At 56.8% G+C, this 17603-nt stretch carries 25 protein-coding genes and 1 pseudogene; 10 read left to right on the forward strand and 16 right to left on the reverse strand.

Annotated features, from left to right (window positions below; translation table 11 throughout):
• Positions 1 to 2 precede the first annotated feature (2 nt).
• The 16 genes and pseudogenes from HRH33_RS12920 to HRH33_RS12990 form a co-directional block, all read right to left on the reverse strand.
• Positions 3 to 665: a lambda exonuclease family protein gene (locus tag HRH33_RS12920; RefSeq protein ID WP_173603469.1), complete on the reverse strand. Its 663-nt coding sequence runs from the start codon at positions 663 to 665 to the stop codon at positions 3 to 5.
• Complete coding sequence (locus HRH33_RS12925; RefSeq protein ID WP_034097470.1) at positions 665 to 1630, reverse strand: RecT family recombinase; 966 nt, start codon at positions 1628 to 1630, stop codon at positions 665 to 667. The genes HRH33_RS12920 and HRH33_RS12925 overlap by 1 nt, the downstream gene beginning before the upstream one ends.
• Before the next feature lie 53 nt (positions 1631 to 1683).
• A complete protein-coding gene (locus tag HRH33_RS12930; RefSeq protein WP_244962436.1) occupies positions 1684 to 2844 on the reverse strand; it encodes a coiled-coil domain-containing protein in 1161 nt (386 codons plus the stop codon).
• A gap of 57 nt (positions 2845 to 2901) precedes the next feature.
• Entirely contained in the window at positions 2902 to 3129 is a 228-nt protein-coding gene (locus HRH33_RS12935; RefSeq protein WP_034097474.1) for a hypothetical protein, read from the reverse strand.
• Positions 3119 to 3355, reverse strand: a complete 237-nt coding sequence (locus tag HRH33_RS12940; RefSeq protein WP_034097476.1) for a hypothetical protein — start codon at positions 3353 to 3355, stop codon at positions 3119 to 3121. The genes HRH33_RS12935 and HRH33_RS12940 overlap by 11 nt, the downstream gene beginning before the upstream one ends.
• The gene (locus tag HRH33_RS12945; protein ID WP_034097478.1) at positions 3333 to 3599 is read right to left on the reverse strand and encodes a hypothetical protein; all 267 of its coding nucleotides are present in this window, start codon (positions 3597 to 3599) and stop codon (positions 3333 to 3335) included. The genes HRH33_RS12940 and HRH33_RS12945 overlap by 23 nt, the downstream gene beginning before the upstream one ends.
• Before the next feature lie 747 nt (positions 3600 to 4346).
• Positions 4347 to 4598: a DUF1654 domain-containing protein gene (locus HRH33_RS12950; protein ID WP_173603470.1), complete on the reverse strand. Its 252-nt coding sequence runs from the start codon at positions 4596 to 4598 to the stop codon at positions 4347 to 4349.
• Between the two features lie 167 nt (positions 4599 to 4765).
• On the reverse strand, positions 4766 to 5320 hold the full coding sequence (locus HRH33_RS12955; RefSeq protein ID WP_173603471.1) for a zinc ribbon domain-containing protein: 555 nt from the start codon (positions 5318 to 5320) through the stop codon (positions 4766 to 4768).
• A 71-nt stretch (positions 5321 to 5391) separates the two neighbouring features.
• On the reverse strand, positions 5392 to 5607 hold the full coding sequence (locus HRH33_RS12960; RefSeq protein ID WP_173603472.1) for a hypothetical protein: 216 nt from the start codon (positions 5605 to 5607) through the stop codon (positions 5392 to 5394).
• 206 nt (positions 5608 to 5813) lie between these two features.
• Positions 5814 to 6677 carry a methyl-accepting chemotaxis protein gene (locus HRH33_RS26750; protein WP_375538634.1) on the reverse strand — a complete coding sequence of 288 codons (864 nt, stop codon included), beginning with the start codon at positions 6675 to 6677 and terminating at the stop codon, positions 5814 to 5816.
• A pseudogene (locus tag HRH33_RS26755) lies at positions 6669 to 7439 on the reverse strand (MCP four helix bundle domain-containing protein); the annotation flags it as partial. The gene HRH33_RS26750 and the pseudogene HRH33_RS26755, both read right to left, overlap by 9 nt.
• A 293-nt stretch (positions 7440 to 7732) precedes the next feature.
• Positions 7733 to 8059 carry a DUF2388 domain-containing protein gene (locus HRH33_RS12970; RefSeq protein WP_173603473.1) on the reverse strand — a complete coding sequence of 109 codons (327 nt, stop codon included), beginning with the start codon at positions 8057 to 8059 and terminating at the stop codon, positions 7733 to 7735.
• A gap of 249 nt (positions 8060 to 8308) precedes the next feature.
• Entirely contained in the window at positions 8309 to 9424 is a 1116-nt protein-coding gene (locus HRH33_RS12975; RefSeq protein ID WP_173603474.1) for an SDH family Clp fold serine proteinase, read from the reverse strand.
• Positions 9425 to 9560: 136 nt separating this feature from the next.
• The gene (locus HRH33_RS12980) at positions 9561 to 9797 is read right to left on the reverse strand and encodes a hypothetical protein (RefSeq protein ID WP_173603475.1); all 237 of its coding nucleotides are present in this window, start codon (positions 9795 to 9797) and stop codon (positions 9561 to 9563) included.
• A 79-nt stretch (positions 9798 to 9876) separates the two neighbouring features.
• Entirely contained in the window at positions 9877 to 10095 is a 219-nt protein-coding gene (locus HRH33_RS12985) for a hypothetical protein (protein ID WP_173603476.1), read from the reverse strand.
• Positions 10096 to 10523: 428 nt separating this feature from the next.
• Positions 10524 to 11180 (reverse strand): LexA family protein, encoded by a 657-nt coding sequence (locus HRH33_RS12990; protein ID WP_173603477.1) that lies wholly within the window; start codon positions 11178 to 11180, stop codon positions 10524 to 10526.
• 109 nt (positions 11181 to 11289) lie between these two features.
• Between HRH33_RS12990 and HRH33_RS12995 the strand changes: the two genes are divergently transcribed.
• The 10 genes from HRH33_RS12995 to HRH33_RS13040 all read left to right on the forward strand — a co-directional run bounded on the left by HRH33_RS12995 (position 11290) and on the right by HRH33_RS13040 (position 17547).
• Positions 11290 to 11469, forward strand: coding sequence for a Cro/CI family transcriptional regulator (locus HRH33_RS12995; RefSeq protein WP_058415369.1), 180 nt, complete (start codon positions 11290 to 11292; stop codon positions 11467 to 11469).
• Positions 11470 to 11519: 50 nt separating this feature from the next.
• Entirely contained in the window at positions 11520 to 12140 is a 621-nt protein-coding gene (locus HRH33_RS13000; RefSeq protein WP_173603478.1) for a hypothetical protein, read from the forward strand.
• A gap of 69 nt (positions 12141 to 12209) precedes the next feature.
• Entirely contained in the window at positions 12210 to 13004 is a 795-nt protein-coding gene (locus tag HRH33_RS13005) for a Rha family transcriptional regulator (RefSeq protein ID WP_173603479.1), read from the forward strand.
• Positions 13001 to 13915 (forward strand): helix-turn-helix domain-containing protein, encoded by a 915-nt coding sequence (locus tag HRH33_RS13010; RefSeq protein WP_173603480.1) that lies wholly within the window; start codon positions 13001 to 13003, stop codon positions 13913 to 13915. Before HRH33_RS13005 ends, HRH33_RS13010 begins: the two co-directional genes overlap by 4 nt.
• Entirely contained in the window at positions 13902 to 14699 is a 798-nt protein-coding gene (locus HRH33_RS13015; protein ID WP_173603481.1) for a hypothetical protein, read from the forward strand. The genes HRH33_RS13010 and HRH33_RS13015 overlap by 14 nt, the downstream gene beginning before the upstream one ends.
• A complete protein-coding gene (locus HRH33_RS13020; protein ID WP_173603482.1) occupies positions 14696 to 15166 on the forward strand; it encodes a hypothetical protein in 471 nt (156 codons plus the stop codon). The genes HRH33_RS13015 and HRH33_RS13020 overlap by 4 nt, the downstream gene beginning before the upstream one ends.
• Positions 15163 to 15495 (forward strand): hypothetical protein, encoded by a 333-nt coding sequence (locus HRH33_RS13025; RefSeq protein WP_173603483.1) that lies wholly within the window; start codon positions 15163 to 15165, stop codon positions 15493 to 15495. The genes HRH33_RS13020 and HRH33_RS13025 overlap by 4 nt, the downstream gene beginning before the upstream one ends.
• Positions 15492 to 16097, forward strand: a complete 606-nt coding sequence (locus HRH33_RS13030; protein ID WP_173603484.1) for a recombination protein NinG — start codon at positions 15492 to 15494, stop codon at positions 16095 to 16097. Before HRH33_RS13025 ends, HRH33_RS13030 begins: the two co-directional genes overlap by 4 nt.
• Positions 16094 to 16780 (forward strand): hypothetical protein, encoded by a 687-nt coding sequence (locus HRH33_RS13035; RefSeq protein WP_173603485.1) that lies wholly within the window; start codon positions 16094 to 16096, stop codon positions 16778 to 16780. Before HRH33_RS13030 ends, HRH33_RS13035 begins: the two co-directional genes overlap by 4 nt.
• 254 nt (positions 16781 to 17034) lie before the next feature.
• Positions 17035 to 17547 carry an acyloxyacyl hydrolase gene (locus HRH33_RS13040; RefSeq protein WP_173603486.1) on the forward strand — a complete coding sequence of 171 codons (513 nt, stop codon included), beginning with the start codon at positions 17035 to 17037 and terminating at the stop codon, positions 17545 to 17547.
• The last annotated feature ends 56 nt before the right edge of the window (positions 17548 to 17603 follow it).

The raw sequence follows: 17603 nt of genomic DNA on the forward strand, positions 1-17603 counted from the left end.
GATCAGGCTCCTAAACGATGGGCTTGCGCCCGAGCTTTGTCCGCTACCTCGTCAACCATGCGATTCAGCTCTAGGTTGAACTGGACCAGTTCTCTGTGCAGGTTGGCGATGTAGGCTTCGTCGCGGTAAATCGTCTCGATGTAGAGCTGACAATCCTCATCCTGACGCGAGTCGAACGAAATAAAGTCCCACCATTTGCGGCCGGTAACGAACATGCAGCCCTGGACCTGCGGCATGTGTTCTTCGGGCATTCCTTCCAGCCAAGTCCTGATATGTATCGCTTCGTTGAATGGGCACTTCGATTCGGTGCCCCCATCATCATTTATCAGGCCGTCCGGTGAGCAGCCGAGCCAGTCGTACTTGGGGTGAACGATGAATTCGGAGGCGAGGACGATGTTGCCGGTCAGCATTTCGTAGGCGTCCTGGGCCTTTTGTTCTTCAGCGTGCCCCCATTTTAGGGAAGCGCTGCTGACGTTATGTTTGGACTTCTTTGCCAGTCGCTCGAAGCACAGTTCGCGCATGTATGAGGTGCGCGCCCCCATTGGCTCGCGCTTGCCGTTTTTGTCACGTTTCCCCCAGGCCATCACATCTTTGAAGCGGCTGGCTGTGACGCGGCCGGATCGGTCCGCATGCCACTTCTCAGTGCCCTGAAGCTCAGTTCTCACTACGCGGCCTCCTCAGTGTGGGGTTGGGCGCCGTTGGCGCTGGTCATGTCGGTGAAGTCTGCGTCGACTGTCGCAGCCATGCTCTTGAGTGCTTCATGGCATTCCAGGCCGATTGCTGCACGCTGCTTCGGCTTGAGGCCCGCCCAGGCTGCCGCGTAGGCTTCGATATCTTGGCGCTTCGCAACGGCCAGCAGGTCCGCGAATACTCCGTCGATTTCTGGTGAGGGGGATTTCGGTCCGAATGACACGCCAGCAGCCGCAGCGATGTTCGCGGTCTGCTCGGCGGGTGTGATGTCAATCTCGTTCCCGTATGAGCCTTCAAACTCGTCAGGCGTGTAAACGCCCAGAATTACGTCAGGGCAAAATAGGCGAGCCCATTTCTTTGTTGCGAGGTACGCAATCTGCTGCTTTGGATCGTCAGCCCATAGGGTGGAGTTTCGAGTTCGAGCTTGCGCCATGAGCGTCTCAAGCACTCGCGGTTCATCCTCCCCACGGAAGGTTGCCCAAACTCGGACTCCCAGCCCCACCTCGTCGAGCAGGCCCCAGCCAGGCACGCGGTATTCCTTGTTTTCCGAGTTTTTCTTAACGAGGAATTTGCCAACAATGTTTTCCCAGGGACCAAACCATTCATAGTGCAATCGGTCGATGGTTGGAGCCTTGGATGTGATTACGGCGTTGACCAACTGGGCTTCGTAACTCAGTGCGCCACCCTTCACGATGAACGTTTTCTGGGCTACTGCGAATGGGTTCATCTGCCACTGCATTGCCTGCAAGACGATTGCCATACAGTCGGCCCTGTTACCCCGAAGATGCTCAGGAACCGTCGTTTTTCCATCAGCCATCATGGTCGCAAGATCAGTCATCGACCTCATGGTGCCGGGGTCAAGGATGAGCGCTGCCGCGTTGTGCGATGGATCGTGGTACGTAGCGAGGCCTGTCTGTGCTTGAGTATCTGTATCTGTCATAGCGCCCTCCGTAGCCAGCATGAGATTTGCTGGCTGTGAGATGGAAAGGGTGGTTAGAAGCGGATGGCACGAAGCCAGGCGCGAGCAGTTTCGAGGTCGACGTCAAAGCCCAGCGCTACAACCTCGACAATGTCGTCAACTGCCGGCGCGGTCGTAGTCAAATCGTCCTGTTCAGCGCTGGTCGCCTGTGAGCTGACTGGTGCGAATTCGGCCTTCGCTTCGATTGAGGTAGGAGCCGTAGCAATGATCGGGGCCGGCGCGACAGCTTGGGCGCGCAGACGGGCCAGCTCTTCCTGATCTCGCTGATACTGGGCGTCGCGCTCGCGCTGCTGGCGCTGCTGCTCTTCATGCTGCTCACGCTGTTGTCTTTGCTGTTCTTCCATGTCGCGGCGCTGCTTGTCCAGCTCGTCCTGCTGCTTCTTTAAGCGCTGACGATCTTCCTCGGCGCGCTGCTTGCGCAAATCTTCGGCCTCAGCGTCGGCGATGCGTTGCTTCTCGCGCAACTCGTCGAGCTCTTTCTGCTGGGCCAGTAATTTGGCAGCTGCCTCTTCTCGGTCCACCGCAGACTTGTGCAACGTTTCCAGTTGCTCGATAGCGTTGTCGCGAGCGATGGTGCCCTCGGCTTCGAATTCGGCATATTCTTCTGGCAGGATCACCGATTCCTTGACACTTTGCAGAACCGTTGCGACATCGGCAGCGCTCCGGCTTGCGTATGCGGCAGCGACAGAGCTGAAGCGGGTAATCTTCGCCCGGATGGCTTCGACACGCTCAGCCTCGACACGCTCGCGCTCTGCCTTGGCATCAGCAATGCGCTTTTCTTCGGCCTTGATCGCTTCATCGACAGGCTCTTCAATCGCCAGCACACGACTCTTGAGCGTTTCACCGAACTCCTTTACCTGGTTGACGCGAGCCTGAGCTTCTTTGACCTTTTGCTGATAAGGCACCAACGCGGTTTTGGTGGTCTTATCCAGGGCGTAGCGCACATCGCGGATGTCGACGCGAACTTCCTTCGCGCTCGCCAAACCTTCGCTCGTCGAGCAGTCAACGACCAGCTTCGCGTAGGTTGTTTCCAGGCGAACGATTTGTTCTTCGTGCGGCCGATATTCAGCGATGTCGGTCACCGCTGCTGCAGGGGATACAGCCTTTTGCGCATCTCCGGCTTCGCTCATTTCGAGCGATTCTTGTGCGGGTGCTTTTTTAGGATTTGTGGACATGACGATCCCTCGCCGCGCCTGGCGCAGCATTGAAAGTGTTGTGGTGGGGTGGCGCCGTTAAGCGGCGTAAACGATAGAGGCGTTGTAGTTGGCGTAAATCTTGTCGATACGAGCGCGGAAGTATCGATGTTCGTTGTCGTCTATAACCCGCAGCATGAAAGCAAGGGTTACGCAGGATGTGGCCGCCGCGCTGGCGTTTGGCTTGCCCAAGTCGAGAATCATGTTTTCGATCTCGCCTTCGATCCAGCTAACGGCTGTCTGGTGGTTTCGTTGATTAAGATCCATGCTTTACCTCGATGGGCGGACAGATCAGTTCCATCCGAGCCATGGCCAGGCCGATGCGCAGTTTGAGGCTGGCCCGCTCCTTGAGCCGCCGTGCATCGCGCTCTGCCAGGTCGTCTGCCGTGTATTCGTGGAACAGGTCGACGTGCTGCTTTTTGCCGAAGTTCGGTAAGTCCCAGCGCCTGTCGGATTCCCTGGCCTGGGCGCTATCCGCGTAGCTGGTTGGCATGGCGAGTCTCCAGGCGCCGGGCGAGGGCGCACGCTTCGTTGTGATTTCGGCGGAACCCCATCACCTTGCCCGTCCGACTATCCACAACGTGGAAGAAGTCACGGCCCGCTGGCTTCACTATCATTCGGAAGTGGGCCACGGGTTCCGGCCGACCAATCAGCCTGTAGAAGTCGGCCGTGGCGATACGGGAGCGCTGACGCAAACCGTCGACGATGTCGCGGCGTGATTGGATGCTGTTGTGCATGGTCACCTCCAAAGTGGCGGGTTGTTCACCTGTATTCGTCAACACTCATGCCTCCCGCTGGTTGCCGATGGGCGCGGGGGAGGAGTGCTGACGTAATAGAGGTGGGGAGAGTGCCCAGGCCCGCTACTGGCGACGGCCTGGGTTTGTTGCGTCAGCGGTGTGGCCCGTTGCCCGCTGCTGATTGCAGGGCTGGCCGGTCGTCTTCGGTGTGGGCTTCGAGCTTCCTACTCACAGCGTCAAACAGCATCTGTTCGCCGTGGATCACAGGTCCTTACAACATGCACGCTACAGCTCTGAATGCCCTGATTGAGTGGGGCAGGGTGCATGAGGTCCGGCGCGCCCAGCCGAAGCTATCGGGCCCGCTAATTCAAATCGTTTGGAACTGGCCGTGACCCGCTACTGGCGTCGGTGACTGGCTTGAATCAATTGTTCTTCCAGCCGCGGGCCTTTCGGCTTGTTCTCCCGCTGGATAACTGTTCTTGGCGCTTTACGCTGCACGCCCGGGTCAGTTGCCAACCCTCTGAACCGTTTAGGCCGGTTCATCGCTGCCTTTTAGTCTGGGCCGGTAGTGATCCGGCAAGGTGTCGCTAAAGAGCGGTGCTGCTTTCGCTCTTGGCCGGCAGTGTTCGTTGCTGGCTTGAGTTGAATTTAAGCAAGCTGAAATTAACGTGTCAAGCATGCTGAATGAACAAATTCAGAATGCTGAAATTTCTAGATAAGAAAAAGCCCGCTCATTGGCGGGCTCATTTAGGAATCGCAGTACTCGCGCCAGCCGATCCGGACGGCGCCGTCTTCCAGGTGCTCGACCCTTATGCCTGCGGTGTCGCCGATGTCTTGGATGACTTGGTGCCAGGCTTCAGGGCTTTCGTCGTCGCGCCTGTAAACTTCTACCAACTGAATCCTCTGGACTCGAGGTGAGGCGATTAAGCCTTGCAGGCGGCGGCCAACAAGCTCGTAGGAGTTTCTCGGTTTTGGTGTGGAGTGGGGTGCCTGGATCATGCTTCGCTCCTTGCGATAACTGTATGAATGAACAGTATTCTTGTTGACATACATTGGCAAGATGGTAGCAATAGGTTTTATGCATAAATGCATATTTAGGCGGGTGGTTCTTTTTGGCAGGCATGAAAAAGCCCGCGCTTGGCGGGCTTGAGGTTGATCCCGGAGAGCTACGCGTCAGGTGCCACAATATGTATTTCTCCGAGAAGGTCACTTACTGAGCGGATGTTGTCGCGCGCACCTAGCGCCTCAGCCTCCGAGGCAAATGGTCCGACAGCGACGTATTTCGCCGATCCTTTCGTGGTCGGGAGCCCCAGGCGCTTCACTGAGCGGGTTGTCTCTGCGTGAGCCCATGGCTCGCATTCCACCCGCACAGTCCATCCTGACATCAAGGGTGCTTGTGAGGACAGTACTGGGAGCACGTCACCGCCACAATGTTTGCACTTGATGGCTGCTCTTTTGATGTTTTCTGCACAGAGCGGGCAGGGGCGCGTATCTGTCTCGGTCGCTACCTCCTGCGCCGAGGATTTTCCACCGAGAAGCACCATAAGCAAGCCGGCAAGGGCAATCATGCCGCCAACGATCGTATTAATTTGCCTGTCGGCCATCAGGCCCATGTTGTTTACCCTGCCACCGGTGCCGGTCGCGACAGAAACATCCATTTTCAGCGCGAAAATTAGCCAGCAGATGCCGACGATCAGTGCGAACGTCCCAAATCCTTTCATTGGATCCCTCCCGTAATTGAGCTCGCACTTTACCATTCGTGGCTTAAAGCCACCATTGGAGGGGCGGGCGGTCAATCCGGCCTCTGAGCTCTCAGCTTGGCCAAGGCCTGTTTGATGTGCCCGGCATTCTCGCCGATGGTTTCCAAGGCGCCGCGGACATTTTCGTCAGCCTGGGTGCCGCCTTGGGCGGCGGTCCAAAGCGAAAGCTCCATGACGGCTGCCTCAAGGGCGAGCTGGTTCTCATAGATGCGTTCGAGCATATCGGGGAGGGAGTAGGGCGTGAGCATTGATCGGCTCCAGTAGTGGGAATGGAAAGCATAGCTGGAGGCAAAAAAATGACCCGCTGATGCGCGGGCCTAATAGGAATTCTTCAAAGGAGTAGGGTCACCTTACTCGCAATCGTGTAAATGCCAGGTGAAAAGGATGTCGCTCAAGCAGAAAGCCATCTCAATGGATACGCTACGGCAAACACAGCCCATGACAACGGCTTATGTCAGACCTTAAATCGCGCTACTAGACGATTCAGTTCAATCGCCAGGTTGGCCATCTCACCGCAGGCGCTGGCGGTCTGACTTGCGCCCGCCGAGCTCTGGACCGACAGTTCGCGGATGCTGGTCAGGTTCTGGTCAGCCTCGCGGGCCACCTGTGCCTGCTCTTCGGATGCGGTGGCGATCAGCAGGTTGCGTTCGTTGATCTGAGTGATGGCCTCGGCGATCTGCTTGAGCGAAAGGTCGGCGTTCTGCGCCACCGAGATTGAGCTGTTGGCCATCTGGGCGCTGACGTTCATGGCGCTCACCGCCTGGGTCGAGTCGGCCTGAATCGCGGCGATCATCTGTTCGATTTCTTGGGTCGACTGCTGGGTGCGGTGGGCTAGGGCCCGCACTTCATCGGCCACCACGGCAAAGCCACGGCCTTGCTCGCCTGCGCGGGCGGCTTCAATGGCCGCGTTCAGCGCCAGCAGGTTAGTCTGCTCGGCAATCGCGCGAATCACCTCGACCACTTTGCTGATGTCCTGCGCCCTGCCGGACAAGGCCTTGACCTGCTCACCAGTACTGGCCACGTTGCTGGCCAGGTTCTCGATAGCTTTTAGGGTCTGTGCCACATTCTCGATACCCGAGTGGGTGAACTCCATAGACTCGCGAGAAGATTGCGCTGCGGCTTCGGCATTGCGTGCCACCTCGTCCACCGCAGCACTCATTTCGGTCACCGCTGTGGCGGCCTGATTGACCTCATCATTCTGCCGCACTAGTCCGCGGCTGGCGTCTTCGGTCACTGCGGTCATTTCTTCCGATGCCGACGCCAGTTGGGTGGAGGAGTCGGCGATGCTGGCGATGGTTTCCCGCAGGTTACTCTGCATCTTCGCCAGTGCGGCCAGCAGGCGGCCGGCTTCATCACGGCCACTGATCCCGATCTCCCGAGACAGGTCGCTGCCGGCGATGCGCTCGGCCACGGCCAGGGCCTCGCTAATGGGCGCCGTAATGCTGCGGGTCAGCACAGCAGCCAGCACCACAGTGAGTATGATGGTTACCACCAGTAGGCCGATCACCAGCGTCACACCATTGCTGTATGTCGCGGCAGCATCCAGACCCGAACGCTTGGCGCCCTCATCGTTAAAGTCCGCGAGCTTTGTAAGCTTGTCCTGCATAGTATTGGTCATCGGGCTGATGCGGGTATTGATCAGGGTAATGGCTGCGGCGTTGTCACCACTTCGCAGCAACGGCTCCAGTTCATCCAATAGCTTGAAATACTGCTGCACATCGTTGGCCACTGGCTGGTAAAGCTCACGCTCTGCCGGCCCGGTAACCAAGGGCTCGTAATTGGTGATGGTGTTCTGCACCGTGCTGCGGTAGCCGCTCAACGAGGCGATGCGGGTTTGGCGCTGCTGTTCGTCGGTGGTCACGGTGATGCGGATACTTTCAAGACGCAGGCGCAAGATGCCTGCCTGCATCTTGCCGATCTCACGGATGCTCGCCATCCAGTTAGTTTCGACATCTTGCTCCGATTCTCGAAGCTTGCCCATTTGCATCACGGCGACAATGCCCAGGGCAAAAACCACCAGGACAATGAGCGAGAAGAAGATGGCAGACCTTGGAGCAAGGTTCATAGTCCTGACGTTCATTTTTTATCTCTCTTAGACAGGTAGGCACCGCTGTTATTCCAGGCTATCGACCAAGAAGCCTAGAGCTTAAATCGCCAGAAAGTTGGGTTAACACGGCCTTTGGCGAGACATCAAACCAGAGCAAGTGATCTCATTTAGACATCACTCTAGTTCAGGCTTTGTCGTAAAACCGTTGAGATGGCGTGTTTTTTTTGTGCATGCCTAAGAGCATGGATTTCCGATAGAGAAGGGTCTCAGAATTGGAAAACGCAGAAACAGGAAGCTCGGGCTCGAAGCCAGCTTGAAGGTCGGTATCAAAATGAAGATGCTATCGACTGGGCCAGTTGCATGTCTGACATGAGCGGAGAAGGATAGGTCGACTGGTAGTATCTGGACGCCTGCTCAAACTGAGCGCCGCGAATCTCGCCATCCGAACCTATGTAGGCAAGGGCGTCGGTCTTGGCTGACTTGAAAACCTTCGGCGGCTCGGTCGTGAGGGATGTGGTCGCCCCAATTAAAATGGTTGGCGCGGAAATTGTGAGAAATATCGCGGCAGCGATAGGGTTGGCGCCATCACCTGATACGGCCTGCGTGCTGACCGATGCCAGTAGGGCGACCGCCAGTGTCTTCCATGACTCCATGTTTAATTGCTTCCATTGCGATCTAATGGCGCCACCATAGCAGGGTAGTGGCTCGCCAGAAACAAGAAGCCCGGCGCTGGGCCGGGCTTTAGAGAGGGCAGTCTTCAGTGGGAAGAGAAAAGCGCTTCCTCGCCGACGATTACAGAACTCTTTGACCGTATAGATGCTGAGCTAGGTAGCTTCACAGCGTCAAAAGCATTTTTTACAAGATCCCTCACTACGTTGCTTGCGCGCGTAGTTTCAAGTCCCTTATTGGCCGGGTTCATCGTCATTTTTGCCTGAATCGTCATCTGCTGTCTCCGATTGAGCTGGATTTTTAGCTCTTTCCTTGGCGGGTTTGCCTTTCCTTTTCGACGCGGGAGTTACCTCAGCGTTCGGTTCATCATCCTGATTACCTTGGTTCGACGCACTTTCCAGAGTAAAGGGCACACCTAGGGCGTGCCGTACGTCGATTATCATCGCTGAATTGTTGGCCCCACCCGCCCACGTGTCAACAAAAGGCTGAAGGGTTTTTGCTACAAGCTTCAAATTTTCAGACGGCTCACTCACCTCGTTGAACAGACTTTCCCGAGCCTCGTCAAAATCGATGACAAATCCGTGCGAAGGGTATCCGGTGGTCAAGAGGTTGATTGCATCTGGCTTGAGATTGTTTCCGCGGCAGCTTTTAGCCAACCTTTGCCCATACTCAACGGCAATACGCATTGATCTTGTAAACTCACCATACTTCATTATGTCAAGCTGGGCCGTGATGGGACTCATCAGTTGCCCAGTCAGATTTGTAGCCACCTCAAGAGCCTGCTTTGTGCTCAAGCCCCCACCAAATCGGACATTCAGAAATTGCTGTTTAAGCAGCTCCAAGGATTGGGCGCTGATAGATTTCAACGCTTCGATCGGATTCAGGCCAGAAAGACGTTCGCCAAATTCTTCGCGATTCAGAATCTGGATATCAAGCGGCCCTAGCTGCCCAAGGTCGTCCATAATCAGCTCGTTTGCGCCTAAGCAGATAAGAGTTCCCGAGCTCTTGCACCAGCCGTTTATGAATACTGAAACCTTCTGATATCGTTTTTGAAGTAGTCTGGAAATTTGATATGCCGTGTCAGGGTCTCCACCTGGCGATGTGAGCCATAGGATTACGTGCTCTGCTCTTTGAGATTGCTTTTCAAAGATGCTGATGTAATGGGACTCTTGCCCAAAACTGATACCGCCAGCATGAATTAGCACATCGCAATCCAGTTCGGCCAAAGCTTGTCTGGCTGGGGCGAAATTATCCTCGGGCGGCTTGGGCGCATCTCCGCTATCTCGCTTCTCCTCAGCACCTAGCGAGAGAGTGGTGATGGTGTGGCGATATTGGATCTTTGAGTTCACAGATTCTTCCTTGATGCCCGGTTTAGCTGAGACCTAGGTAATGATGAGTCACAGGTTTTGCGCGGCAATATGCCATTACATTGACTCGCCTGGTAGCTGGGGATAAGTACAGTAGATGTGCGCTCACAGACATTCGCTATGTGGCATCCCGCACAATCCTTCCCGCCTTCACCTCATCCGCATAATCCGCCAGCTTGTCCTCCATTGCCTGGTAGCTCAGCGCGATCATCATCAGCTCGTCCGCGGTGATTTCATCACCGGCCGCGAGAAGCCGCTTGGCAACCCCGAATAAGTCCACGCCCGACCATTTAAGCAGGGCCGCTGCCTCTTTCAGGTCTCGGCGCAGCTGCTGATTGGGCTTGGTGAGGGGCATATGAACTCCTAAAGCATCCCGCCGCGCCAAACCACACTCCTACTCGGGCTTGCTTCGAATTATCTGTTCCGCCTTCACCTCATTCGCTCGCGCCATAGAAGTGGTTCAGCGCTATCAGCTCAACCACCGCCACGAAAACGCAGAGCACAACGAAGCCAGGGCTGAAGACCCGCTTACGGCCTGATGAGCCCCAGCTAAGACCTGCTGCGTCGGAATAGCCGGGGATCATCATAAGCAACGCGATACAAACAATTACCCCAACCTTGCTCCACAAGCTTTGCTCTCGCCATGCAGTCATTGGCTCACTCCGGGCAGTAACATCAGGAAAACCGGCCATACCCAGGACACTTCATGGCTCTGAGGCGATTTCTAAGAGCTTGAGTCTTGGTATATTCCGAATCCGATGCGCCTATCTTGGGCCGCAGTGCGTATTGCACGAAATCCTCAGCCTGCTGGCGATCTGCGGCTAGCTTGAAGGTACGGCATTGCTCTAGACGCTCAGCTTCCGTCACAGGCATCGGTACCGCGTCGATCTGTTTTTCGTACTCATTTTTTTCTTTTGGCGAACTAAAGCAGCCGGACATAAAAAACGGGGCAACTATTATAGTGCCGCGATCCGATAGGCATTCATTACCACATTCCCTTGTGTATACGAGCGTTACTCAGCTCGCGAGATCTCGATTTAGCTTTCCCGCCCGAGCATATCCGCCCCGGCACACTTGCGGATCAGTAAAACTTCTGCAGCGCCTGGACCACCACGCCCACGATCCGGCAGTTCTCGTCGACGGCCTCGATTGGGTAGCTCGGGTTCAGCGGTTTCAGAAACAGTCGGCCGCCATCGCTGACCAGCTTCTTGAATGTAGCCTCGTTGCTGTCTGGCAGCTTGGCCACTACCAGCTTACCTGGTGCTACCTCAGCTTCTGTGTCCACCAGGATCAGCGTGCCCTCGGTGATGCTCTGGCCGGCGGGTGCAGTCATTGAGTCGCCTTTAACTGTCAGCCAAAACGCCGGGCCTTTGGAGTCGTACTCTGAGAACTCGTAGGTGTCCGAGATTCCGGCTGGGTATGGCTCCACCGCTTCCGCCCAGGCCCCGGCGGCAACCCAGCTCACTACCGGGTAGCGGAATGATTTGGTGGGTTGCGCGGCGGGGGAGACGTTCGATTCTGAAGCCTCGCGCTCTTCACCCTCACCAATAGCAAGCCACTCAGCCCGGAAACCGGTCGCTTTCGCTAGGGCGTAAAGGTTCTCCGGCCTGAGGCTTTTACTCTCACCGGTAATCCACTGAGTGACGGCCGAATTCGCAACACCGCAGAGCGCTGCAATTTCCCCTTTCTTTTTCCCGCTGAGCTGTATGGCTCGGGCAATACGTTCGTGTCTTTCCATGGACCCAATATTAAGTTAACTGAATTTAAGCATGCAGTAGACAGAAAACGTCGTTGACTCAATAAATTAAGCATGCTGAAATTACGCCAGAGTCGAACGAGGATGCGAAATGAATACGCATGAAGTCGCCGAATTCTTCGGCAGCAAGACAAAGCTGGCATTGGCTCTGGGTATTCGCCCAAGTGCCGTGACCATGTGGGGGGAAACTATTCCCGAATCCCGGCAGTACCAGATTCAGGTCCTTTCCAAAGGAAAGTTCAAGGCAGCAAAGAAGGCTCAGGCCGCCTGACATCCCTGTCCGCCGTTCCATTGAAGCCAGATTAGAAGAGAGCAGTCCCCATGCAAACGTCCAGTTACAGACACACCGTACAAACCCGTGATCAGGTGCTGGTCGCCCATGCCCAAAGCCAGATTGCACGCACCAGCTTGAGTCAAGACGATTTCGCCCAGGCGCTGAGTCGCGAGATCTATCTGGCTGTGCCTTCTTCGAAAATTGATCTGGCAAAGGTTCCTGACTTTGAAGAGCTGGCCCGCCAAAACGATGTAGGTGAGTTCATCAAAGCGACCGGCCGCTGGCTCAAGCGCGTACAGCGCTGGCTGAACGGCGATCAGGAAATGCCGTCCTGGCTGGAAGAGTCTTGGGTAAACGCCCTTGAGCCTGAATTCCGCGACCACTGTGTGAACGAACTGGCGAGCCGCCACGGGCTGACCGGCGCCCGCCAGATGACCAGCGACCAATGCGCCAACAAAAGCTTTGGCGCACTGATCCGCGCCCTAGGCGATGTGATCGACACCGGCAGCGAAGTGTTCGACGACCAGGTGATGTGCGAGCAGGACCTGCCGCACTTGCCTGCGTTCGCGAAGCAATGCCGTCAGGTTGAGGCGAAGGCGGGGGAGTTGGGGCGCAAGGCTGAGCAACTGATGAAGGACGCCCGGCCGAATCTGAAATCCATTGCCTGAATGCCAGGCACAAAAAAGCCGACGTACGAGGTCGGCTTTTTCTACAGCGGTAAATAACTGGAGCGAATCATGCACCAACACACCGAATCGATCAATAGCCCCAACGTTCCCGCGCCACGATTTTCGCAATCTGAAAACGTGGCGCGGACAATGTCGTCTCGGGAAATCGCTGAGCTTACCGGGAAGCGCCATTTTCATGTGACGACAGACATCGAGAAGATGCTGACCGAACTGAAAGAAGATGCCACAGGTTTTCGTGCCATCTACCTGGACCGCATGAATCGTCAGCAGACGGAGTATCTGCTCGATCGCGAGCACACCGACTGCCTGCTGACCGGTTACAGCGCCGCTATGCGCATGACCGTGATTCGCCGCTGGCACGAACTGGAGTCGCAGGTGGCTCAGACTCAACCGCTTTCCACCATCGAAATCCTGCAGATCGCCATGGAGTCTGAAAAGGCCCGCTTGATGCTCACCGCCCAAGTTGAGCAGCAGGCCACGAAGATCCACTCCCTGGAGAACCTCTTCAAGGAAGGCATGACACACACACAATTCTGCAAGGGTCTCAATGGCGTCAATGTCATGCAGGTGGGTAATTACCTGGAAGAACGCAGCTGGCTCTACAACGAGAGCAAGTCCGGTACCCGTCACCGTGTTGGCTCGTACGCCCGCGACAAGTACATGACCGAGCACCAGGTCGAAGTCACCCCGCACGGCAAAGACCCGTTTATCTCCTACACGCCCGTTCTGCTGAAGAGGGGCGCCGCACGCCTGTACGACCTGTACCTGGCCGGCGAGCTGCCCATGAAGAAAACCTGGGACGGCCTGTTCACCCACGATAAAGCAGTGCGAGGTGCCGCTTGAGCATGGGCCTTATGGTAGCCGCGATGAAGCTTCGCGTCGGCAACCCATTGCGCAAGCTAGTGCTGATCAAGCTGGCTGACAACGCCAGCGACGTAGGCGAGTGCTGGCCGTCCTATCAGCATATTGCCGATCAGTGTGAGATCAGCAAGCGCTCTGTAATGAACCATATCACCGCGCTTTGTGAGGCAGGACTGCTGCGCAAGGAAATCCGAAAGGGTGGCCCGAAGGGGAACTCATCGAACGTTTACTTCCTGACCCTGGATGGTGGTGGTGCACCTCCTGCACCAGGGGTAGTGCAGCAGATTCACCAGGGTAGTGCAGCAGGTTCACCCCCTAGTGAATCTCCTGCACCAGGGGGTAGTGCAGCAGCTGCACCCAGAATCAGTAACTCTCTTGAACCAGTCATAGAACCGGTCATTGAACCAATTACGCCCCAGGCTACCGCCAAGGTCGTGACGGGGCAGGTCGTGCCATTCGTTCCGCAGCAACCACGAGTTGAGATCCCCGCCGACATGCCCGGGCCGAAGGACCAGACCTGCAAGACGTTCAAAGTCTGGGCCAACTACGCCATGGCCTACCGTAAACGCTACCACGCCTGGCCGGTATGGAACGCCAAGACAGGCAAGCAGATGGCTTTGCTCGTCGACCGCCTCGGCGCCGACGTAGCCCACCACGTCGCCGCCCACTTCCTGAAAACCAGCGATGCCGCCGTTCTACGCAAGTGCCACAGCCTCAACGAGCTGCTGGCCAACGCCGAGAGCTACCACACCCAGTGGGTCACCGGGCAGCGCATCAACGGCACAACCGCCCGCCAGATGGAACGGACCGAGGCAAACCTTTCCGCAGCCGAGCAGGCCGCCCAGATGGTTTTGGCCAAGCGCCAAGCAGGTGACCGCAATGAATACCTCTGAAATGAACGACCAGCAGGTTGCCGGACTGGCCGCCGCCATCTGCGCCACGGCCGAGGCCATGGGCCAGGAGATGAACCCAGGCACCGCCGCGATGATGGCCGAAGACCTCTGTGCCTACCCAGTGCCTGTCGTCAAAGCCGCGTTGAAGGCTTGCCGCTTCGAAGTGAAGGGGAAGTTGGCAATGGCTGACATCCTGCAGCGCGTCCAGTCCTCCGATGGCCGTCCCGGAAAGGATGAGGCCTGGGCCATCGCGATGACCACCAATGACGAATTTGAAACCGTTGTGCTGACCGACGAGATCCAACTGGCTCTGGCCGCTGCGAAACCCATCTTGGATGGCGGTGACAAAATCGGCGCACGCATGGCGTTTATTGACGCCTACCAGCGGTTCGTGGGCCAGGCACGCGAGGATGCGAAGTTGGTCAACTGGCACGTGTCGGTGGGCTTCGACGCCAATCGCCGAATCCAGGCTGTGACCAAGGCGATGGAGTTAAAGCGTATCCCGCGCCAACACGCCCAGAAGTACCTGGCGGATCTGAGTACCGAGCCAGTCACCGAGGACGGCCGCGCAATTGCTGGTTTGCTCACTGGCACCGTTACACGGCCAGCGCCGGCTCTCCGCGAAAAGCTCGAACTGGTGAAGTCGTCGATGCGGGAGATGCGTGCAGCCAGCGCTGAGAAAAAAGGCGAGATGCGCATTCAGGCAGCCAACGAGTTGGCAGATCGCCGGGCGTTGCTGATCAAGCAGGCGCAGGAAGTGGAAGAGAAGAGGGCGGCGCAATGACCGACAAAATCAGCGTCAACTGCCAGGCCAAGCTCACCGAGGCCATCACATGCCTGACCACCATGTACCGGGACAAGAAGTTTGTGGTGGTCTCCCTGCGCCCGGGCAAGGACCGCACCCTGGACCAAAACCGCTTGTGGTTTGCGATGTACAAGCGCATCGCCGAGATGACCCAGATCGGTGACGCAGCTGAGGCCCGCAAATACTGCAAGCTGCACATCGGCGTGCAGATCCTGCTGAATGAGGACGCTGGGTTCCAGGCTGAGTGGTACCGGGTGATGCGTCACCTGCCATACGAAACGAAGCTAGACATGATGGGCGAGTGCCACCTGTTCGGCCCGGACGGCTTTCCGGTGACCAGCCTGTTCAATCGGGCCCAGGGCATCGCCTACACCGACCGCATCGTCGCGCGCTTTGCTCCCCAGGGCGTGTACTTCTCTGACCTGCTTAGCCAGGAGGCCGCATGAGCGAAATAAACTGGTTTGTCTGGTGGGTGGTTGGGTGTGGACTGGTATTCAACGGATGGCTGGTTTGGAACCTGGCCAAAGTCAGTGGTCATCTGATCTACACCGCGGTCGCCGCTGCATCGTTCACCCGGTTCTGCTGGGCGTGCGGGAAGGTCCACGGGTTCAAGGGGCGTAAATTTCCATCGTGGGTTTACGCGCCACAGGTCTGGTTCGGGTTCTTCGCTGTTTCGCTTGGTGCCAACCCTGGCTCGATCAATCACATGGGCGGCTCAGGCGTATGGAATGGGATCGGCAATTGGACCGTGTTCCCAGCAGTAGGGGACGAATGATGCTCGCCACCAAACAACCCCGCCCGAAGAAGTGCAAAAAACCAGCATGCGGCGAGAAGTTCGTCGCTCAACGCCTGGGCCAAGCTGTATGCAGCCCCAAGTGTGGCCTCGCCATCAAGCATGTGAACCAGGAGAAGGCGCGCAAGTCGCTGGGCCAGGTCGAGCGCCGCGAGATCAAGGTCCGTAAGGAAAAGCTCAAGAGCAGGGCGGACCACCTTCACGAAGCCCAGGCCGCGGTGAACGGGTACGTGCGCCTGCGTGACGCCCACCAGCCCTGCATCAGCTGCGACTCCACGCCGAACGACAATGACCTCATGACCGGCAGTCGGTGGGACGCCGGACACTACCGATCCGTCGGCGCCTGCCCGGAGCTGCGCTTCGAGCCGCTGAACATCCATCGCCAGTGCGTGAAGTGCAATCGCAACCTGTCCGGCAATGCGGTGGAGTATCGCATTCGCCTGGTGCAGCGCATCGGCGCCGAAAAGCTGGCCTGGCTGGAGGGCCTGCACGCGCCCAGCAAGTACACCGTGGATGAGATTAAGGCCATCAAGGCCAAATACCGGGCAATGACCAAAGAACTGAAAAAGGGGCAGGCAGCATGAAACTGATCAACGCAAGGCAGGTATGGACAGAGGCTCAGCACGAATCGAATGCGTCGATCAGCGCAGTGGCAATCGATAGGGCGGAGTCGGCACCCGTCAAGACCGGAGGGCGCATCGGCAAGCGCGAGGCGTCATTCCCAGCCTTGGGCAGCGAGACGGGGGAGGAAGCAGGGCGCTTTATCGTGCCTGGGCAGCGGATCAGCATCAGCGAAACCCGGCGCACATCCGCTGGCAACTCCACAGCCCGCGCCGCACACCTGGCAACCATAGGTAAAGTATTGCGCGCTATCGGCACCCTTCCATTCCAGGAGCAGCAGTTCGGGCACTACCTGTATCACCCATGCATGACGCTCGCTCACGTGCTCAACGCTGAGAAGCTGATATGGCGCTGCGTTGACTTTTCCTGCCTGACCGAAGCCAAGGAGGCGAAAGTGCATTGCCTTGTGACGATGGCCCTGCAGTCTTACAAGGTCGAGGCTCATGACGGCGCTCAGTGGGGTCCCGCTCGTATCGCCGAGGCCATGCTCACACTCTACGGGGTCCACATAGAGCCAAAAGTGTGGGATCGGGACTGGAAAGAACCGTGGAATTTCCTGCGAGACGCCATTGAGGAAGTGGATATTCGTGTTCAGCAGCCTGTATGGCAGGTCATTCACGCAGAAAAAGACGATGAAGCGGCATAAAGTTGTTGTCATGTTGGGGTTTTTGGTGTAATTTTCCCATAGTGCACAAGTAACGCGAAACGCACATGAAAATCTGAACCCGGCCAAGCGCCGGGTTTTGTGCGCCTGAACGACCGTTTCTTGTTTGTGCTTTTATTGCCGAAAAAAGTGACATAACCGCCAAATATAAATTTTTAAGAACGAATTGATAGCACCTTGGCTCATAGTGCCGTTGTTAATAAAGCGATCCTTTCTTAGAACTTATTGGTCACAAAATGAAAAAAACAATCCTATCGGCTTTGCTTTTTTGCGCTGTTTGTAACGGCGCTCAAGCTGTAGAACTTTCAGGTGCCCTCGGCGCCACTAGTCAGGGAGGCTTGACCGCCCGTACAGCACTGGGGTTCAACTGGGACAAGGCGTGGTTGGAAAGCTCTACAGGTAAGCTGACCGGGTACTGGGACTTGGGTTACACATATTGGGAGTCGGGGAAGGAGGCTGGTGCTCGCCACTCTGTTTCCTTCTCCCCTGTGTTCGTTTACGAGTTTGGTCAAGGCGACATCAAGCCTTTCATCGAGGCCGGCGTCGGTGTCGCGATGTTTTCGGGTACCAACGCTGGTGACCAGAAATTCGGATCTTCCTTCAACTTCGAAGACCGAATTGGCGCAGGCTTAAAGTTCGGTGATACGCAGAAGGTAGGTGTCCGGGCTACTCACTATTCAAACGCCGGCATCAAAGAACCGAACGATGGCATTGAGTCTTACGCACTTTTCTACAGTCATTCGATTTGATGTGAACAGGAACCCGGCCACCGCGCCGGGTTTTTTATTGCCTAAATCTCCCAAAC

Origin of the sequence: Pseudomonas rhodesiae (assembly GCF_013285305.1) — a bacterium.
Taxonomy (GTDB): domain Bacteria; phylum Pseudomonadota; class Gammaproteobacteria; order Pseudomonadales; family Pseudomonadaceae; genus Aquipseudomonas; species Aquipseudomonas rhodesiae.

Bases quoted from the DNA above. Each gene is read 5' to 3' on its own strand.
- HRH33_RS12925 (WP_034097470.1), bottom strand. From the start codon at position 1,630: ATGACAGATACAGATACTCAAGCACAGACAGGCCTCGCTACGTACCAC.
- HRH33_RS12930 (WP_244962436.1), bottom strand. From the start codon at position 2,844: ATGTCCACAAATCCTAAAAAAGCACCCGCACAAGAATCGCTCGAAATG.
- HRH33_RS12935 (WP_034097474.1), bottom strand. From the start codon at position 3,129: ATGGATCTTAATCAACGAAACCACCAGACAGCCGTTAGCTGGATCGAA.
- HRH33_RS12940 (WP_034097476.1), bottom strand. From the start codon at position 3,355: ATGCCAACCAGCTACGCGGATAGCGCCCAGGCCAGGGAATCCGACAGG.
- HRH33_RS12945 (WP_034097478.1), bottom strand. From the start codon at position 3,599: ATGCACAACAGCATCCAATCACGCCGCGACATCGTCGACGGTTTGCGT.
- HRH33_RS12950 (WP_173603470.1), bottom strand. From the start codon at position 4,598: ATGATCCAGGCACCCCACTCCACACCAAAACCGAGAAACTCCTACGAG.
- HRH33_RS12955 (WP_173603471.1), bottom strand. From the start codon at position 5,320: ATGAAAGGATTTGGGACGTTCGCACTGATCGTCGGCATCTGCTGGCTA.
- HRH33_RS12960 (WP_173603472.1), bottom strand. From the start codon at position 5,607: ATGCTCACGCCCTACTCCCTCCCCGATATGCTCGAACGCATCTATGAG.
- HRH33_RS26750 (WP_375538634.1), bottom strand. From the start codon at position 6,677: ATGCAGAGTAACCTGCGGGAAACCATCGCCAGCATCGCCGACTCCTCC.
- HRH33_RS12970 (WP_173603473.1), bottom strand. From the start codon at position 8,059: ATGGAGTCATGGAAGACACTGGCGGTCGCCCTACTGGCATCGGTCAGC.
- HRH33_RS12980 (WP_173603475.1), bottom strand. From the start codon at position 9,797: ATGCCCCTCACCAAGCCCAATCAGCAGCTGCGCCGAGACCTGAAAGAG.
- HRH33_RS12985 (WP_173603476.1), bottom strand. From the start codon at position 10,095: ATGACTGCATGGCGAGAGCAAAGCTTGTGGAGCAAGGTTGGGGTAATT.
- HRH33_RS12990 (WP_173603477.1), bottom strand. From the start codon at position 11,180: ATGGAAAGACACGAACGTATTGCCCGAGCCATACAGCTCAGCGGGAAA.
- HRH33_RS12995 (WP_058415369.1), top strand. From the start codon at position 11,290: ATGAATACGCATGAAGTCGCCGAATTCTTCGGCAGCAAGACAAAGCTG.
- HRH33_RS13000 (WP_173603478.1), top strand. From the start codon at position 11,520: ATGCAAACGTCCAGTTACAGACACACCGTACAAACCCGTGATCAGGTG.
- HRH33_RS13005 (WP_173603479.1), top strand. From the start codon at position 12,210: ATGCACCAACACACCGAATCGATCAATAGCCCCAACGTTCCCGCGCCA.
- HRH33_RS13015 (WP_173603481.1), top strand. From the start codon at position 13,902: ATGAATACCTCTGAAATGAACGACCAGCAGGTTGCCGGACTGGCCGCC.
- HRH33_RS13020 (WP_173603482.1), top strand. From the start codon at position 14,696: ATGACCGACAAAATCAGCGTCAACTGCCAGGCCAAGCTCACCGAGGCC.
- HRH33_RS13025 (WP_173603483.1), top strand. From the start codon at position 15,163: ATGAGCGAAATAAACTGGTTTGTCTGGTGGGTGGTTGGGTGTGGACTG.
- HRH33_RS13030 (WP_173603484.1), top strand. From the start codon at position 15,492: ATGATGCTCGCCACCAAACAACCCCGCCCGAAGAAGTGCAAAAAACCA.
- HRH33_RS13035 (WP_173603485.1), top strand. From the start codon at position 16,094: ATGAAACTGATCAACGCAAGGCAGGTATGGACAGAGGCTCAGCACGAA.
- HRH33_RS13040 (WP_173603486.1), top strand. From the start codon at position 17,035: ATGAAAAAAACAATCCTATCGGCTTTGCTTTTTTGCGCTGTTTGTAAC.